Genomic DNA, 15,600 nt, shown 5'->3' with positions numbered 1-15,600 from the left:
GAGGCCGCGCAAGCCGACGCACCCCTGCATCCGTTACGAGGTCTATCAATGGACATCGCCCTTTCCCGCCATGCGCCGAACCGGCTCGGCACACTGCACGCCCCCGACGAAGTCGAACGCGCGGTCGCGCACCGGCTCGGGCCGCACCGGATGGCCGCGTGCGGCCGCGATCCGTTTCGCGCGGAGCTGTACGAAGTGCCGCTGCATCACGGTGCACTGCTCGAACTCAGCTACGGACGCGAAACGCGCATCGAATTCGGCGACGACGCCGATCACTTCCTGTTCCGGCTGACGCTCGCCGGTGCGTGCGAGCTGCAGGCCGGCAGCGTCGTCGCGCGCGCCGGCCCCGGCGAGTTGACCGTGTCGTCGCCCGCGCTCGCGAGCCGCCTGCGTACGAGCCCCGATTGCCGCAACCTCGTGCTGCGGCTCGAGCGCGGCGCGCTCGAACGCAAGCTGCAGGACATGCTTCACGCGCCGCTCGCACGACCGCTGCAGTTCGACGTGGCAGCCGGCGGCGCCGGCGCGGGCGGCGCGCTCGTGCTGCCGACCTTCGAATACCTGTGCCGGCTCGGCGCGCAGCCGGGCATCGGCACCGCGTCGCCGGCGTTCGGCGCCGACCTCACCGCGTGGCTGATGTCGCTGCTGCTCACGCACCTGCCGCACGCTTACAGCGACGCGCTGCTGCGCGGCACGCCGCCATTGCCCGCGCATGTGCGGCGCGCGTGCGCGCATGTCGATGCGCACCTCGGCGAACCGCTCGCGCTCGCCACGCTGGCGGCCGTCGCGGGCGTCGCGCCGCGCACGCTGCAGCATGCGTTCCGCGCGTTCCTGCACACCACGCCGGCCGCGTACGTGCGCGAACGCCGGCTCGCCGCCGTGCATGCGGCGCTGCAACGCGGCAACGCGCGCAGCGTGACCGACGTACTGATCGCGCACGGCATCCATGGCTTCGGCCATTTCGCGAAGGCGTATGCGCGGCGTTACGGCCACGCGCCTTCCGTCACCGCGAGGCAGACACGATGACGCTCTCCGCTTCCGGCCGCCCGACGGCCCCGTCCCGCCCCGAACCCGCGCCGCACGACAGCGACTCCGCCGACGGCCTGCGCGTGCAGGATCTCGATCTCAACCTGTTGAAGACGTTTCGCGCGGTGTATGAAGAGCGGCACGTCGGCCGCGCGGCGCTGCGGCTCGGCGTCACGCAGCCGTCGGTCAGCTACGCGCTCGGCCGGCTGCGGCTGATGTTCCGCGACGCGCTGTTCGTGCGCACCGGCACCGGCGTCGAGCCAACCCCGCGCGCGCAACGGCTCGCGATCTCGGTCGACAAGGCGCTCGCGATCCTGCAGCACGTGCTCGACGAAGGCTCGCGCTTCACGCCCGACAGCACGCAGCGCGTGTTCCGCCTGCACATGAGCGATTTCGCGGCGAGCGCGTTCCTGCCGACGCTGCTCGGCGCGCTCGACCGGCGCGCACCGGGCGCGGTGATCGAGACGCTGCACGTCGACGAATGCCAGCTCAACGTCGCGCTCGAATCGGGGCGCATCGACTTCGCGCTCGGCCATTTCGCCGATGCGTCGAGCCACTTCCAGCGCACCGCGCTGCTGCACGAACGCTGCGTGCTGCTGATGCCGCGCCGTACCGCGCAGCGCGCAGGGTTGCCCGACGGTTTCGTGCTCGACGGCACGGCGCCCGATGCGCTGCGCTTCGTCGCGGTCACGTCGCATCCGCAGTCGATGCAACTGCTCGAGCGGCACGAACTGATGCCGCGCGTGCGGGCGGCGCTGCCCGACTTCATGGTGGTGCCGGCGCTGCTGCAGGACGGCGATTACGCGCTGATCCTGCCGGAGACGATCGCGATCACGTTCGCGGCGCGCCAGCCGTGCGTGCTGTACGAGATCGCCAGCGCCGGCGAATGGGCCGTCAACGCGTACTGGCATCGCCGCTTCGACGCGGACCCCGGCCATCGCTGGCTGCGGGCGCTGCTGCTCGAGCTGTTCAACATCGGCGAGCAGGCGCCGTTCGACGCGTGGCTCGCGCCGCAGCCGCCCGCCTGCGCGTAGCGGCGCGGGCGGGCCCGCCGACACGCTCAGAACGACGTGAGGATGCCCGCGACGAGCGAACTCGCGGTCGCGCCCGGCTTCGCCACCGCGACACCGCCGCCCGCCGCGCCGTTGACGACGAAGCGCGCATGCGCGCCGTTGCGCACCATCGCGGCGCCCGTGTACAGCACCGTGCGCTTCGACAGCGGGTAGTCGAAGCGGATGCCGTACGAATCGGCATTGCCGTCGCTATCGGCCACCTTCCGGTAATGGCCGACGCTCAGCAGCAGCGATGCGCGGCCGATCGGCACCGTCGCGCTGAGTTCGACGATGTCGCTGTGCGGATACGCGCTCTGGCTGTCGATCGCGGTCGCGACGTCGGGGCCGCCGCGATGGCGCATATACAGCGCGGCGATCTTCACGACGTTGAAGTCGTACGAAATCGCACCGAGCGTGTAGTTGCCGTTCGCGGCCGTGCTCGTGGCGCCGAGCGTCGATGCGGCGACCGGGCTGAACTTCTGCTGCATGGTGTCGATGTCGACCGACAACCCGCCGCGCACGTAGTTGATGCCGGCGCCGTACGTATCGCCGAGCGTCGCCGGCTGCCCGGCCGCGCCGTTGGCGCCGCGCGCGGCCATCGCGCGCAGCAGGAAGCCCGCGTAGCGCGGCGACGTGTAGCGCATCGAGTTGCGCACGCGCAGGAACGCGGGCCCGACGAAGTTGTTGGTCGCGTTGCCCCATGCGAGCCCCGCGCCGAGGCCTGGCAGGCTGTACGTGACGAGCGTCGTATGCAGGATCGTGTAGAGCTCGCCGAACTGCACGCCGCCGAACGGCCCCGTGATGCCGACCCACGCTTCGCGGCCGAACAGCGCGCCGCTGTTCGACAGCGCGCCGCTCGCCGCGTTGAAGCCGTCCTCGAGCTTGAAGATCGTCGCGTAGCCGCCGCCGAGATCCTCGACACCCTTCAAGCCCCACTGCGACGCCCACAGGTTGCCGCTGCCCATGCGCGTCACGTGGTTCGGCCCGGCGTTCGCGTATTCGATCGCGGTGTCGATGCGGCCGTAGAGCGTCACGCTCGATTGCGCGACGGCAGGCAGCGCGTTGCACGCGAGCAGCGCGGCGAGCGGTACGGCAAGCCGGAAGGCCCGCCCGTTCGAATGGTTCATCTGCGTCGTCCCGTAGAAGTTGCGGCGCCTGTCGGCATCGCGCCGCTTGATGTGAAGCGCGTTCGCTTTCAGAGACGAACGCTGCCGATCAAAACCGGCCCGAGTCTAGGAACGACAATTTCGGACGTCGACGCAATGCGCTCTATAACGCTTATAGACGCGCCGCATGACGCGCACGGGCCCCGCCGCACGCGCGCTGCGCGGCGGCCCGCGCGCACGGCCTCGGTGTTTTCTTTATCCGGGTCGGTAGATGTCCGTGTGGCGCGGCTGTCACTCCGGCTATGGCGGCCGAATTTGGCCGACTACGCTGCGTCACCGATCGTGTCATCCGCACGCTTTCGCGCCCGCGACGGCGCCCGGCCCGCGAGGCCGATGCCGCGCTTTTCCACCGCCCGCTCCTGGAGAACCCGCATGTCCGCATCCACGGCCCGCGCTGCCGACGGCAAGCGCTATACGTACGAATGGTATGTCGTCGTCATCTGCATGCTCGCGTACATCTTTTCGTTCGTCGACCGCCAGGTCCTCGTGCTGATGATCGAACCGATCAAGCGCGACCTGCACCTGTCCGATACGCAGTTCAGCTTGCTGAACGGCTTCGCGTTTTCGCTGTTTTATGCGGTGATGGGGCTGCCCGTCGCGTATCTCGCCGACCGCTATGCGCGCCCGCGCATCATCTCGCTCGGCATCGCGCTGTGGAGCGTCGCGACCGCCGCGTGCGGGATGAGCCAGCACTTCGTGCAGATGTTCGTCGCACGGATGGGCGTCGGCGTCGGCGAGGCCGCGCTGTCGCCCGGCGCGTATTCGATGCTCGCCGACTACTTCCCGAAGGAGAAGCTCGGGCGCGCGATCGCCGTGTATTCGCTCGGCTCGTTCATCGGCGGCGGCATCGCGTTCCTGATCGGCGGCTACGTGATCGCGCTGCTCAAGCACGCGAGCGCGTTCACGCTGCCGGTGGTCGGGCAGGTGCATGCGTGGCAGGTCACATTCCTGATCGTCGGGCTGCCGGGCATCCTCGTCGCGCTGCTGTTCGCCGCGACCGTGCGCGACCCGCAGCGCAAGGGGCTCGCGCAGGATCGCTCGGGCGCCGTGCGGCGCGTGTCGATGCGCGATTCGCTGCGCTTCGTCGGCATGCACCGCGCGACCTTCGCGTGCCACTACCTCGGCTTCTCGTTCTACGCGATGACGCTGTACTGCCTGCTGAGCTGGACGCCCGCGTTCTATATCCGCCGCTTCGGGATGACGGCCGTCGAAGCCGGCTACACGCTCGGCATCGTGCTGCTGGTCGCGAACACGGCCGGCGTGTTCTGCGGCGGCTGGCTCAACGACTGGCTGCTGCGGCGCGGCCGTGGCGATGCGCCGATGCGTGCCGGCGCGATCGGCGCCGCCTGCATGGTGATTCCCGCGACGCTGTTCACGCAGCTCGACAGCCTGCCGGCGTCGCTCGCGATGCTGGTCGTCGCGATGTTCTTCGCGTCGTTCCCGATGCCGACGTCGACCGCCGCGATGCAGACGCTCGCGCCGAACCAGATGCGTGCGCAGATCTCCGCGCTGTTCCTGCTCGTGTCGAACCTGATCGCGCTCGGGATCGGCACGACCGTCGTCGCGCTGTTCACCGATCGCGTGTTCGGCGCGCCGGCCGCGGTCGGTCATTCGATGTCGATCGTCAACGTCGCGGCGGCGACGCTCGCCGTGCTGCTGCTCGCCGTCGGCTGCCGCCACTATCGCCGCAGCCTCGAGCGTGAACGCGGTCATGCATCGGCTTCGGCTGATGCGGCCGTCGACGCCGGCAACGCCATTGCCGCTCGCTGAAGTCACGCGGTTCACCAATTGCGTGGTCGGCGCACCGGCCGCGCGATTGCCGCCCCGCTGACCGGCGACGATCGGCACGCCCACCATCATCCATCCAACTTATTCCGTCATCACTTTTTAATCGATTTGATTTATGCGATGCCCGTCCCTATTCTCGACTGCATGACGGCGCGGGGCTCTGCCGCGCCGCGTTCTTCTACCCCACGGAATTTCCCCATGCAAGCGAACCGCCACCAGGTCCGGATCGACGCGCTGATCGACGCGGCGCAGGACATCCGCTGTTTCCGGGTCTCGCGCGTCGACGGCCAGCCGTTCGACGCGTACGAACCGGGCGCCCATATCGACGTCACCGCGCCGTCCGGCATCACGCGGCAATACTCGCTGTGCGGCAACCCCGACGAGCGCGGCAGCTATCTGTTCGCGGTGAAGAAGGAAGCGCAGTCGCGCGGCGGCTCGCGTTCGCTGCACGATGACGTGAGCGTCGGCGCCGAATTGTCGATCGGCACGCCGCGCAACCTGTTTCGTCTGGCCGATGACGCGAGCGAGCACGTGCTGGTTGCGGCCGGCATCGGCATCACGCCGCTGCTGTCGATGGCGTATGCGCTGCGCCAGCGCGGCGCGCGTTATCGACTGCACTATTTCGCGCGCAGCCGCGACCATGCCGCCTTCGTCGACGAACTGTCCGCCGAACCGTTCGCATCGCACGTGACGTTCCATTACGGCGTCGAGCCCGATGCACTCGCGGCCGAACTCGGCCGCTGCATCGAGTCGATCGACCTGGAAGCGCATGTCTATACGTGCGGCCCCGGGCCGTTCATGGATGCCGTTGTCGCAGCCGCGGCCACGCGAATCCCGGAAAACGCGATTCATCTCGAACGCTTCGCGGCGGAGCCGTCCACATCCGTCACCATCGCGGACACCGCGCCGGCAGAGGGCTTCGAAGTGCGCCTGCAACGCAGCGGCCAATCGGTGCGCGTCGCGCCCGGTACGTCGATCGTCGACGCACTTGCAAAGATCGGCGTCGAAGTCGATACGTCATGCGGCGAAGGCGTATGCGGCACCTGCATGGTGCCCGTCATCGACGGCGAACCCGATCATCGCGATCACTGCCTGAGCAAGGCCGAGCGCGCGAGCAACACCGTGATCTGCTGCTGCGTGTCGCGCGCGCGCTCGGCGGTGCTCGTGCTCGATCTCTGATGCGCCGAGCACGCCGACGTGCTGCCGCACGGATTCACTGATTGACTGACGGAAGGCGCCCGGGCGATGGACATTCAGCCACGACGGTAGCATCACGCGCGAGCTGCCTGCCGCACACCGCCGATCGTCATTCGTCGAAACGCTCGACGATTTCGGCGAGCAGCGCGCGCATCCACGCGTTGCCTTCGTCCTCGTGGAAATGCTCGTGCCAGTGCATCGTCACCGGCGCGGGCGGCAGCGTGACCGGCAGCGCATACAGGCGGAATGCGTTGTCGCGGTTCAGGATCTGCGCGAGCCGCCTCGGCAGCGTCGCATACAGATCGGTGACCGACAGCACGCTCGGCAGCGCGACGAAGTGCGGCACCTCGAGCGCGATGTTGCGCCCCACGCCCTGCGCGCGCAACGCGTCGTCGAGTGCGTGGTGGCTATGCTCGACCGATTTCACGTTGACGTGCGCGGCGCGCACGAACTGCTCGAGGCTCAACGCGGCCGCCGCCGGCAGCCCGCGCCGGCGCCCCGTCATGCACACGTAGGTTTCCTCGAACAGCACCTGGTGGCGCGTACGCGGCATCAGCTCCGGCAGGTTGCCGATCGCGAAATCGAGCCGGCTCGCGCGCAGCGCCTCCTCGATCTCCTCCACCGGCAGCGGCTGCACGCTCAACGTCACGCGCGGCGCGCGCTCGCGCAGCGCCTGGCAGATCGCCGGCAGGTACGCCATCTCGCCGGCATCCGACAGCGACAGCCGGAACGTGCGCGTGCTGGTGGCCGGATCGAAGCGCTCCGCATAGCGCAGCGCGACGCGCACCATGTCGAGCGCCTTGCCGACGATGCCCGCGAGTTCGAGCGCGACCGGCGTCGGCTGCATGCCCGAACGCGTCCGCACGAACAGCGGATCGTCGAACAGCGTGCGCAGCCGGCCGAGCGAATAGCTGACGGCCGGCTGCGACAGCGCGAGCCGCTCGCCGGCCTTCGTCAGGCTGCGTTCGTCGACGATCGCCTGGAATACGCGCAACAGGTTCAGATCGAGATGATCGACCGATGTCATCGTGACCTCCATCATTTGCTGCATTTATTTGATTATCGATTTTAGATCAATTTGACCGATATGCGACAGAAGACGAGACTCGTCTCCGGACGCTGCGCACGGCGCGGCCCGATTTTCGCGACTCTTTCCCCACGACGACGATGAGCGACATTGCCTACCAGACGATCGACACCCGCGCCTTGCAGGGTCTCGCGCAGCCCGACCGCATCGCGCCCGCGATGTATCACGATCCCGCGCTGTTCGAAGCCGAGCTCGACCGCATCTTCTACCGCACCTGGATCTGGGTCGCGCACGAAAGCGAACTGCCGAACCCGGGCGACTTCATCACGACGACGATCGGCCGCCAGCCGGTGATCGTCGTGCGCGACAAGACCGGCGAGATCAACGTGCTGCAAAACCGCTGCCGCCATCGCGGCGCGACCGTGTGCGAATCGCACAAGGGCAACGCGAAGGGCTTCACGTGCCCGTATCACAGCTGGTCGTACGCGCTCGACGGCACGCTGCGCGCGCTGCCGTACGGCGACGGCTACGAAGGCGTGTGCGACAAGGGCGACCTGCCGCTCGTGAAGCTGCGCGTCGGTGTGTACCAGGGGCTCGTGTTCGCGAGCTTCAACGACGCGATCGAGCCGCTCGAGGATTTTCTCGGCGGCGCGAAGCCGTGGATCGACCTGTTCATGAAACAGGGCGCCGGCTACCCGATCAAGGCGAACGGCGAGCACAAGTTCAAGTTCAAGGGCAACTGGAAGATCCAGCTCGAGAACACCACCGACCTCTATCACTTCCCGGTCGTGCACAAGTCGTGGATGAAGTCGATCGACGACGAGACGGCCGCCGCGATCACGAGCTTCATGACGAGCGAGGACGCGTTCTGCCGCGCGCTCGGCAACGGCCACAGCCTCGCGGTGCTGATGCCCGAACTGATCGATCTCGACGACGACGACGGCGCACCGCTGCCCGAACGCTTCGCGCCGCTCGCGGCGAAACTCGCCGAACGTCACACGCCCGAGGAGGTGCGCCGTATCGTGCGCTCGCTGATGGGTGTCGGCTTCAACCTGAACCTGTTCCCGAACCTCGCGCTGTCGATGGCGTTCTTCCGCGTGCTGCGGCCGATCTCCGCGAACGAAACCGAGATCCGCCACGTCGCGCTCGCAATGGATGGCGGCCCCGACGAAGCGAACCGCGAGCGGCTGCGCATCCACGAGCACTTCCAGGGCCCGTTCGGCTTCGGCAGCCCCGACGATGCGGAAGCGTGGGAGCGCGTGCAGCGCGGCGCGCAGGCGGGGCCCGACGTGCCGATCCTCGTGAATCGCGGGCTGAACCGCGAGACGACCGCCGCGAACGGCGAAAAGACCGCGCATGCGACCGACGAGACCGGCATGCGCGAAGCCTACCGGCAATGGCGCAACATGATGGAGCAGCAATGATGGACGACCGCAACGCCCTCTTTTCCGAGCAGACCTTCGCCCGCGCGGTCGAATTCGTGTGGCGCGAAGCCGAGATGCTCGACCGCCGCGACTACCGCGCGTGGCTCGACCTGTGGGACCCGGCCGGCCACTACGTGGTGCCGATCGATCCCGACGCGACCGATTTCGCGGCGACGCTGAACTACGTGTTCGACGACCGGGACATGCGCGAGAAGCGCGTGCAGCGGATGGTGTCCGGCTATTCGGCGTCGGCCACCGACGCGGCGCGCACGGTGCGCACCGTGTCGCGCTTCACGCGGGAAAGCGGCAGCGCCGATACCGTCGAGCTGAAATCGGCGCAGGTCGTGGTCGCGTACAAACGCGGCGTCGCGACGCTGTTCGCGGCCGACGTCACGCACAAGCTGCACGTCGATGCCGAAGGCGAGATGCGGATCGCCGAAAAGGTCGTGCGCCTGATCGACTCGACCGAAGCGCTCAGCGCGATCGGCTTCCTGCTGTAAGCCGCGGCCGGTTCACCGTCGCCAACGCAACGGTGAACCAGGCACCTTCACCTGTGAGCGGCTGCCGGTTCGCCGTCTCCCGCGCAAAGGTGAACCGGTCACCTTCACCTTTCCGGACCCTCATGCCCACACTCGAAGTTTTCCTGCCGGCCGGCCACGACGACGCACGCAAGGCCCAACTGATCGCAAGGCTCAGCAACGCGACCGTCGACGCGACCGGCGCACCGATCGAATCCGTGCGCGTGCTGCTCACCGAGCTGCCCGCGACGCATATCGGCCTCGGCGGCCGCAGCGCCGCGGACGGCGCGCCGCCGTCGCTGCCGGTGATCGTCGCGATCCTGATCGCCGGCCGCACCGACGCACAGAAGCGCGCGCTGATCGCCGCGCTGTCCGATGCGGGCGCGAACGTGCTCGACGCGCCGCTGCAGGCGACGCGCGTGATCATCAAGGACATTCCGAACACCGACTTCGGCATCGGCGGCCAGACCGCTCGGGCGCTGGGGCGCTGACCATGCGTCGCGCGTCGCCGCCCCGCCGCACTGCGCCCGAGCGGTTGCGCTCACCCGTCGGCGAGCGGCAGCGTCACGCGGCAGTCGAGCCCGCCGCCCGCGGCCGGGCTCGCGGCGATCCGCCCGCCGTGGCGCGTGACGATGCTCTTGCACAGCGACAACCCGATTCCGTTGCCGCCCGCCTTCGACGACGAGAAACCGTCGAACAGCCGGTCGTGCGCGCCGGCGTCGATGCCCGGCCCATTGTCGATCGCATGCAACTCCGCATGGCCGGCCACGTTCGCGGTGCCGAGCGTCAGCGTGCGCGGCACGCGCTCGCAACCGGCGAACGCCTCGATCGCATTGAACGCGAGATTCAGGATCACCTGCCCGATCAGCACGCGCTCGCAGCGGATCGGCAGCGGCGCGTCGGCCTGCACGATCGCCACCGTCACGCCGGCCTCCTTCGCGCGCAGCTCGATGAAGTACGCGACGTCCGCGAGGATGTCGCGCAGGTCGGCCCGCGCGACGACCGGCTCGCGCTTCACGATGAATTCGCGCACGCTCTTGATGATCAGCGCCGCATGCTCGGCCTGCCGGTCCGCGCTGCGCAGCCCCCAGATCGCGTCGTCGACGGCGCCGTTGCCGTTCAGCCGCCGCACCGCGCCTTCGATGAAATTGCGCACGGCCGCGAGCGGCTGGCTCAGTTCGTGCGCGATCACGGTCGCCATCTCGCCCATCGCGTTGTAGCGGCCCGCGTATTCGAGCATCCGCGCCTCGGCGCGCCGCGCGTCCTCGATCGCGACTTCGTCGCTCACGTCGCGAAACTGCACGAGCAGCCCGTCGAGATCGCCTTCGATCTCGACCTGCCGGCACAGGATGCGCAGCCAGCAGGCGGAGCCGTCGCGCCGCACGATCCGGTAGCGCTGCGGCGCGGACGGGCACGCGGACGGCGCGTCGCGCAACTGCGCGACGAGCCGGTCTCGATCGGCCGCGGAGCAATAGTCGAGCACCTCGCCGAGCGGCTCGTCGGGCGCGAGCCCGAGCACGCGGCGGCCCGACTCGCTGATGAACTGCACGCCGCCGTGCGGCGTCACGACCGCGATGCCTTCGTCGAGATCCTGCATGAACTCGCGCAGCCGCGCCTCGTAGCGGCGCAACTGCTGGCGGACCGCCTCTTCCGCACTGATGTCGCGGAACTGCACCATCACGACGTCGCGCCCTCGCAGCGGCACGTAGGTCGCGGTGGCCTCGGACAGCATGTCGACGCCCGTACGCGAGCGATAGCACCATTCGTACACCTGCGGGCCGTCGACGAGCGCGCGATCCCATGCGCTCACCGCGATCTCGCGCCTGTACTTCGGCTCGGGGCGCGTCATGTCCGGCGCCTTCAGCGGCAGCAATTCCTCGACGGAAAAGCCGAGCGCGATGCACGCGGCGCGATTCGCCCATACGATCGCCCGGGTGCGCGCGTCGTGCAGCAGCACGCAGGTGGTCAGCGCGTCGAGCAGCCGGTGGAAATCGTCTTCGTCGGGAAAACTCATGATCGGATTCGGAGGAAGGCGCGCGGTATCGCGCGACCGGAAACCCAACATAGCACCGGCGCGCGCCGATCGCATCTGAAGATTTCTTTAGGCCGGCACGGAGCGTCACCAGTCGCGCGGCCCAACGCACCAATTGCTGCGTGTTTTCGGCGTTTCTAGACTGGCTGCACAGTCTTGCCCCCGCAACCGACACCGGAATCGCCCCATCCCCAGGAGACTTTCATGCCGCAAGCCGCCCTCGCCATCGAATCCGCGCCGACCTCGCCGCGCGCGGCCAGTCCCGCGGCCGCACCGTTGTCGCCGCTCGACGCGGTGATCGAAACCGTCGCCGCGCGCCGCGACGAATTCGACCGGCTGTCGCACGTGCCGCGCGACGTGATCGCGCTGTTCAAGCAGGCCGGCATCTATCGCGCGGGCACGCCGCGCCGCTTCGGCGGCGATGCGCTCGCGCCGACCGCGTTCCTCGACATGATCGAACGGATCGCGACCGCCGACGGCTCGGCCGCGTGGGTCGCGAGCTTCGGCTCCGCGAACGTCTACCTCGCCGCGCTGCCGCTCGACACGCAGGCCGAGCTGTACGCGAGCGGCCCCGACCAGGTGTTCGCGGGCGGCCTGTTCCCGGTGCAGCCCGCGCAGGCCGCGCCCGGCGGCTGGCGCGTGAACGGCACGTGGAAATTCGCGAGCGGCTGCAAGGGCGCCGACTGGCTCGGCGTCGGCATCGCCGTGCCGGGCGCGCAGGACGCCGCGCCGAACAAGCCGCGCACGGCCGTGTTCCGTGCCGCGGACGTCGAGATCGTCGAGAACTGGAGCGTGGTCGGCATGCAGGGCACCGGCAGCCACGACCTGCGCGTGAACGACCGCTTCGTGCCCGAGGCGTGGACCTTCGTGCGCGGCGGCGAACCGACCGTCGACGAGCCGCTGTACCGCTACCCGACCGTCGCGTATGCGGCGCAGGTGCTGGCCGTCGTCAACCTCGGCCTCGCGCGTGCGGCGCTCGACGTCGTGAACCGGATGTCGGGCGGCCGCCAGACGACGACCGGCGCGCCGCGTCTCGCCGATCGCGCGTATTTCCGCATCGAGCTCGCGAAGGCCGAAGCGCAACTGCGCTCGGCGCGCGCGTTCTTCTACGACGCGACCGATTCGGTGTGGCAATCGATCCTCGCCGGCAACCCGGTGACGCCCGACCAGGTGAGCCTGCTGCGGCTCGCGGCCACGCAGATCGCCCGCGAAGGCGCGAGCGTCGTCGAACGCGCGTACCGCCTCGGCGGCACGGCGGCGATCTACCGGTCGCATCCGCTGCAGCGGCTGCTGCGCGATGCGATGGTCGTCACGCAGCACGCGTTCCTCGCCGAAGGCAACTTCGACGGCGCGGGCGCGGTCTTCACCGGCGTCACGCCGTTTCCCGGCTATCTGTAACCGGCATCGCCCGACACTTTCGCTGAACGCGCATGCATCCGCCGCGCCGTTGCCGGCCGGCTCATGCGCTCGACCGATTCCTCTGGAGAACCCAATATGTCCGATTCGAATCCGCTGCCGCTGCGCGTGCTGTTCTGCTGCGGCGTGTCGCAGAATTTCTTCGACCTGCCGCGCGAGAAGATCGGCGAAGTGTGGCAGGCGTACGGCGCGATGCTCGCGGCCGTCGAAGCGATGCCCGGCGTGCGCGTGCTCGGCGTGATGGACGACGACCGTCTCGTGGTCGGTCAGGCCGACGGCGCGCCGTGGACCTTCTACATCATGGCCGACGTCGCCGATTTCGACACGACGGTCGCCGTGTGCAACCTGTACCGCACGACGCCCGTCGGCGAATACAACCTGTGGCGCTACGGCAAGATCGAGGCACGTGTCGGCCGCGCGCTGACCGTGCCGCCGGCCGCGAAGCCCGCGGCGTGAGGCGCGCGATGACCGATCTGTCTCCCGCTGCGATCGACGCGCTCGCACGGCGCGTCGCGGCGCTCGACGCCGAGCGCGCGGTGCGCGCGACGATCGCGCGCTATATGGCGCTGTGCGACGTACCCGAAGCGGCAGGCGAAGGCCCGTCGCTGGCCGAGCTGTTCACGGCCGACGCCGTGTGGGAAGGCATCGGCCCGCAATACGCGCGGAAATTCGGCCGCCTCGAAGGCCCGGCCGCGATCGTCGCGATGCTCGGCCGCTATCTGCCGCCCGACCCGCATTTCTCGGCGAACCTGCACTTCCTGACGTCGGAGTCGATCGAGATCGGCGCCTGCCATGCAAGCGCGCGTGGCCGCTGGATCATGCTGCAGGCGTCGCGCTACGCGGACGGCTCGGCCGAGCTGATCGCCGCGCGGCTGACGATCGATTTCGCACCGGCCGCCAACGGCGCCACCTGGCTGATCCGCCATTTCCGCACCGAACGCATGCTCGACGGCCCGTGGCCGCTCGCCGCCGCGCCACGGTCCTGATGTTTCCCGCTGCTTTCGCACGATACCGACCATGACAGGCTTCATCGACACCTTCACGCCAGGCGGCCCCGGCCCGACGATCGCGATCAAGGACACGATCGACATCGCGGGCCATCCGACCCGCGCGGCGAGCCGCGCGCTCGCCGATGCGCCGCCTGCCGCGCAGCATGCGGACGTGGTCCGCCTGCTGCTCGACGCCGGCTGGCAGATCGCCGGCAAGGCGAACATGCACGAGCTCGCATTCGGCATGACCGGCATCAACGACTACACGGGCACGCCCGTCAATCCGCAGGACGCCACGCGCATTCCGGGCGGCTCGTCGAGCGGTTCCGCGTCGCTCGTCGGGCTCGGCGCCGTCGACGCGGCGCTCGGCACCGATACCGGCGGCTCGATTCGCGGGCCGGCCGCGTGCTGCGGCGTGGCCGGGCTGAAACCGACGTTCGGCCGCGTGTCGCGGCGCGGCGTCGCGCCCGCGGACACCACGCTCGATTGCGTCGGGCCGTTCGCACGCGAGATCCGCACGCTCGTCGCGGTGATGGCCGCGATCGCGCCGGGCTTCGAACGCGCGCAAGCGGAAGCGTCCGCGGCAGGCTGCACGATCGCGCAACTCGCCGTCGACGCCGATCCGGCGATCGCCGCTGCGCTCGACGCGGCCGTTCGCGCGTCGGGCCTGCGTTCGCATACGGTCGTGCTCGATGAAATGCCGGCCGCGTTCGCGGCCGGGCTCACCGTGATCAACGCGGAAACGTCGCGCGCGTTCGGCCATCTGGTCGCGACCGGCAAGCTCGGCGCCGACCTCGATACGCGATTGCGTGCGGCCGCAACGACCGCGCCTGCGGCATTGAAGGAAGCCGAAGCCGTGCGTGCGCGCTTCACCGCGCAGGTCGATGCCGCGCTCGAACACGCGGACGTGCTGGTGTTGCCGACGCTGCCCGCGTTGCCGATCACGCTGCAGCAGGCACGCGACGGCGTCTCGGTGATCGCGATGTCGTCGCTGATCCGGCCGTTCAACCTGAGCGGCCATCCGGCCCTCAGCCTGCCGCTGCCGCTCGCCGGTTCGCGGTTGAAGGCCGGCTTGCAGATCGTCGGACGCAAGGGCGCGGACGAACGGGTCTGCGCGATCGCGGCACACTTCGAAGCGGCGTTGGCCGCATGAACCACGATGCGGGCGCCGCCGCCACAGGCGTGCGCCCGCGAACCACGGAACGCCAGACCATGTCAGACCGAGTCGTTCTCGTCACCGGCGCCGCGCGCGGGCTCGGCGCCGTCATCGCCGAACGCTTCCATGCGGCCGGCTATCGCGTCGCGCTCGCCGACATCGCCGCCGACGCCGTTCATGCGCATGCGCGCGAGCTCGACCCGAGCGGCGAACGCGCGATCGCGCTGCCGCTCGACGTCACGTCGAAACGCGATTTCGAAGCCGCGCGCGATGCGCTCGTCGTGCGCTGGGGCACGATCGACGTGCTCGTCAACAACGCGGGCGCATCGAAGGTCGTGCCGGCGATGGAGATCACGGCCGAGCAGTTCGACCAGGTGATCGACGTGAACCTGCGCAGCGTGCTGTTCGGCTGCCAGGTGTTCGGCCAGTATTTCGCGCAGCGCGGCGCGGGCCGCATCGTCAACATCGCGTCGCTCGCCGGACAGAACGGCGGTTCGGCGACGGGCGCGCACTATGCGGCCGCGAAGGGCGGCGCGCTGACGCTGACCAAGGTGTTCGCCCGCGATCTCGCCGCGCACGGCGTGACCGTCAACGCGATCTCGCCGGGCCCGCTCGATCTGCCGATCGTGTACGAAAGCGTCGCGCCGGAAAAGCTGCGTCAGGTGCTCGCGAGCCTGCCGGGCGGCAAGCTCGGGTCGGCCGGCTTCGTCGCGGACGCGGCCGTGCTGCTCGCCTCGGGCGACGCGCATTTCGCGAACGGTGCATGCTGGGACATCAACGGCGGACTGTACATGCGCTGAACGCGCAGCACC

The 15,600-nt window shown here is 69.4% G+C and carries 15 protein-coding genes; 12 read left to right on the top strand and 3 right to left on the bottom strand.

All coding sequences use genetic code 11. The features are described from left to right. Positions 1-48 precede the first annotated feature (48 nt). Positions 49-1,023 (top strand): AraC family transcriptional regulator, encoded by a 975-nt coding sequence (locus CFB49_RS18360; RefSeq protein ID WP_089491974.1) that lies wholly within the window; start codon positions 49-51, stop codon positions 1,021-1,023. Next, entirely contained in the window at positions 1,020-2,057 is a 1,038-nt protein-coding gene (locus tag CFB49_RS18355) for a LysR family transcriptional regulator (RefSeq protein WP_089491973.1), read from the top strand. The genes CFB49_RS18360 and CFB49_RS18355 overlap by 4 nt, the downstream gene beginning before the upstream one ends. A gap of 26 nt (positions 2,058-2,083) precedes the next feature. Here the strand turns inward: CFB49_RS18355 and CFB49_RS18350 are convergent, their stop codons facing one another. Beyond that, a complete protein-coding gene (locus CFB49_RS18350) occupies positions 2,084-3,202 on the bottom strand; it encodes a porin (RefSeq protein ID WP_089436026.1) in 1,119 nt (372 codons plus the stop codon). A gap of 411 nt (positions 3,203-3,613) precedes the next feature. On the opposite strand from CFB49_RS18350, the gene CFB49_RS18345 reads away from it, so the two are divergent. Further along, positions 3,614-5,011, top strand: a complete 1,398-nt coding sequence (locus tag CFB49_RS18345) for a spinster family MFS transporter (RefSeq protein WP_089491972.1) — start codon at positions 3,614-3,616, stop codon at positions 5,009-5,011. 216 nt (positions 5,012-5,227) lie between these two features. Next, positions 5,228-6,208, top strand: a complete 981-nt coding sequence (locus tag CFB49_RS18340; RefSeq protein WP_089491971.1) for a PDR/VanB family oxidoreductase — start codon at positions 5,228-5,230, stop codon at positions 6,206-6,208. 127 nt (positions 6,209-6,335) lie between these two features. Here the strand turns inward: CFB49_RS18340 and CFB49_RS18335 are convergent, their stop codons facing one another. Continuing rightward, positions 6,336-7,253 carry a LysR family transcriptional regulator gene (locus tag CFB49_RS18335; RefSeq protein WP_089492777.1) on the bottom strand — a complete coding sequence of 306 codons (918 nt, stop codon included), beginning with the start codon at positions 7,251-7,253 and terminating at the stop codon, positions 6,336-6,338. Positions 7,254-7,393: 140 nt separating this feature from the next. Here CFB49_RS18335 and CFB49_RS18330 point away from each other — a divergent pair, with 140 nt between their 5' ends. The 3 genes from CFB49_RS18330 to CFB49_RS18320 all read left to right on the top strand — a co-directional run bounded on the left by CFB49_RS18330 (position 7,394) and on the right by CFB49_RS18320 (position 9,686). Further along, positions 7,394-8,677 carry an aromatic ring-hydroxylating oxygenase subunit alpha gene (locus CFB49_RS18330; RefSeq protein ID WP_069618876.1) on the top strand — a complete coding sequence of 428 codons (1,284 nt, stop codon included), beginning with the start codon at positions 7,394-7,396 and terminating at the stop codon, positions 8,675-8,677. Then, positions 8,674-9,177: an aromatic-ring-hydroxylating dioxygenase subunit beta gene (locus tag CFB49_RS18325; protein ID WP_069618877.1), complete on the top strand. Its 504-nt coding sequence runs from the start codon at positions 8,674-8,676 to the stop codon at positions 9,175-9,177. Before CFB49_RS18330 ends, CFB49_RS18325 begins: the two co-directional genes overlap by 4 nt. 122 nt (positions 9,178-9,299) lie before the next feature. Next, complete coding sequence (locus CFB49_RS18320) at positions 9,300-9,686, top strand: tautomerase family protein (protein ID WP_089491970.1); 387 nt, start codon at positions 9,300-9,302, stop codon at positions 9,684-9,686. A gap of 50 nt (positions 9,687-9,736) precedes the next feature. Here the strand turns inward: CFB49_RS18320 and CFB49_RS18315 are convergent, their stop codons facing one another. Further along, positions 9,737-11,284: a sensor histidine kinase gene (locus CFB49_RS18315; RefSeq protein ID WP_089491969.1), complete on the bottom strand. Its 1,548-nt coding sequence runs from the start codon at positions 11,282-11,284 to the stop codon at positions 9,737-9,739. Between the two features lie 147 nt (positions 11,285-11,431). Between CFB49_RS18315 and CFB49_RS18310 the strand changes: the two genes are divergently transcribed. The 5 genes from CFB49_RS18310 to CFB49_RS18290 all read left to right on the top strand — a co-directional run bounded on the left by CFB49_RS18310 (position 11,432) and on the right by CFB49_RS18290 (position 15,588). Further along, positions 11,432-12,625, top strand: coding sequence for an acyl-CoA dehydrogenase family protein (locus tag CFB49_RS18310; protein WP_069618880.1), 1,194 nt, complete (start codon positions 11,432-11,434; stop codon positions 12,623-12,625). Between the two features lie 96 nt (positions 12,626-12,721). Beyond that, positions 12,722-13,099: a hypothetical protein gene (locus CFB49_RS18305; RefSeq protein ID WP_011356094.1), complete on the top strand. Its 378-nt coding sequence runs from the start codon at positions 12,722-12,724 to the stop codon at positions 13,097-13,099. Between the two features lie 8 nt (positions 13,100-13,107). After that, positions 13,108-13,629, top strand: coding sequence for a nuclear transport factor 2 family protein (locus CFB49_RS18300; RefSeq protein WP_089491968.1), 522 nt, complete (start codon positions 13,108-13,110; stop codon positions 13,627-13,629). A gap of 31 nt (positions 13,630-13,660) precedes the next feature. Then, complete coding sequence (locus tag CFB49_RS18295) at positions 13,661-14,785, top strand: amidase (protein ID WP_089436018.1); 1,125 nt, start codon at positions 13,661-13,663, stop codon at positions 14,783-14,785. A gap of 59 nt (positions 14,786-14,844) precedes the next feature. Then, on the top strand, positions 14,845-15,588 hold the full coding sequence (locus tag CFB49_RS18290; protein ID WP_069618884.1) for an SDR family NAD(P)-dependent oxidoreductase: 744 nt from the start codon (positions 14,845-14,847) through the stop codon (positions 15,586-15,588). Positions 15,589-15,600 lie beyond the last annotated feature (12 nt).

The organism is Burkholderia sp. AU17457 (assembly GCF_002223255.1).
GTDB lineage: Bacteria > Pseudomonadota > Gammaproteobacteria > Burkholderiales > Burkholderiaceae > Burkholderia > Burkholderia sola.
Note: the sequence above shows the minus strand (reverse complement) of the source record. Positions and strands in the feature narration are given on the sequence as shown.

Bases quoted from the DNA above. Each gene is read 5' to 3' on its own strand.
- CFB49_RS18350 (WP_089436026.1), bottom strand. From the start codon at position 3,202: ATGAACCATTCGAACGGGCGGGCCTTCCGGCTTGCCGTACCGCTCGCC.
- CFB49_RS18325 (WP_069618877.1), top strand. From the start codon at position 8,674: ATGATGGACGACCGCAACGCCCTCTTTTCCGAGCAGACCTTCGCCCGC.
- CFB49_RS18320 (WP_089491970.1), top strand. From the start codon at position 9,300: ATGCCCACACTCGAAGTTTTCCTGCCGGCCGGCCACGACGACGCACGC.
- CFB49_RS18315 (WP_089491969.1), bottom strand. From the start codon at position 11,284: ATGCGATCGGCGCGCGCCGGTGCTATGTTGGGTTTCCGGTCGCGCGAT.
- CFB49_RS18360 (WP_089491974.1), top strand. From the start codon at position 49: ATGGACATCGCCCTTTCCCGCCATGCGCCGAACCGGCTCGGCACACTG.
- CFB49_RS18335 (WP_089492777.1), bottom strand. From the start codon at position 7,253: ATGACATCGGTCGATCATCTCGATCTGAACCTGTTGCGCGTATTCCAG.
- CFB49_RS18355 (WP_089491973.1), top strand. From the start codon at position 1,020: ATGACGCTCTCCGCTTCCGGCCGCCCGACGGCCCCGTCCCGCCCCGAA.
- CFB49_RS18310 (WP_069618880.1), top strand. From the start codon at position 11,432: ATGCCGCAAGCCGCCCTCGCCATCGAATCCGCGCCGACCTCGCCGCGC.
- CFB49_RS18295 (WP_089436018.1), top strand. From the start codon at position 13,661: ATGACAGGCTTCATCGACACCTTCACGCCAGGCGGCCCCGGCCCGACG.
- CFB49_RS18345 (WP_089491972.1), top strand. From the start codon at position 3,614: ATGTCCGCATCCACGGCCCGCGCTGCCGACGGCAAGCGCTATACGTAC.
- CFB49_RS18305 (WP_011356094.1), top strand. From the start codon at position 12,722: ATGTCCGATTCGAATCCGCTGCCGCTGCGCGTGCTGTTCTGCTGCGGC.
- CFB49_RS18290 (WP_069618884.1), top strand. From the start codon at position 14,845: ATGTCAGACCGAGTCGTTCTCGTCACCGGCGCCGCGCGCGGGCTCGGC.
- CFB49_RS18330 (WP_069618876.1), top strand. From the start codon at position 7,394: ATGAGCGACATTGCCTACCAGACGATCGACACCCGCGCCTTGCAGGGT.
- CFB49_RS18300 (WP_089491968.1), top strand. From the start codon at position 13,108: ATGACCGATCTGTCTCCCGCTGCGATCGACGCGCTCGCACGGCGCGTC.
- CFB49_RS18340 (WP_089491971.1), top strand. From the start codon at position 5,228: ATGCAAGCGAACCGCCACCAGGTCCGGATCGACGCGCTGATCGACGCG.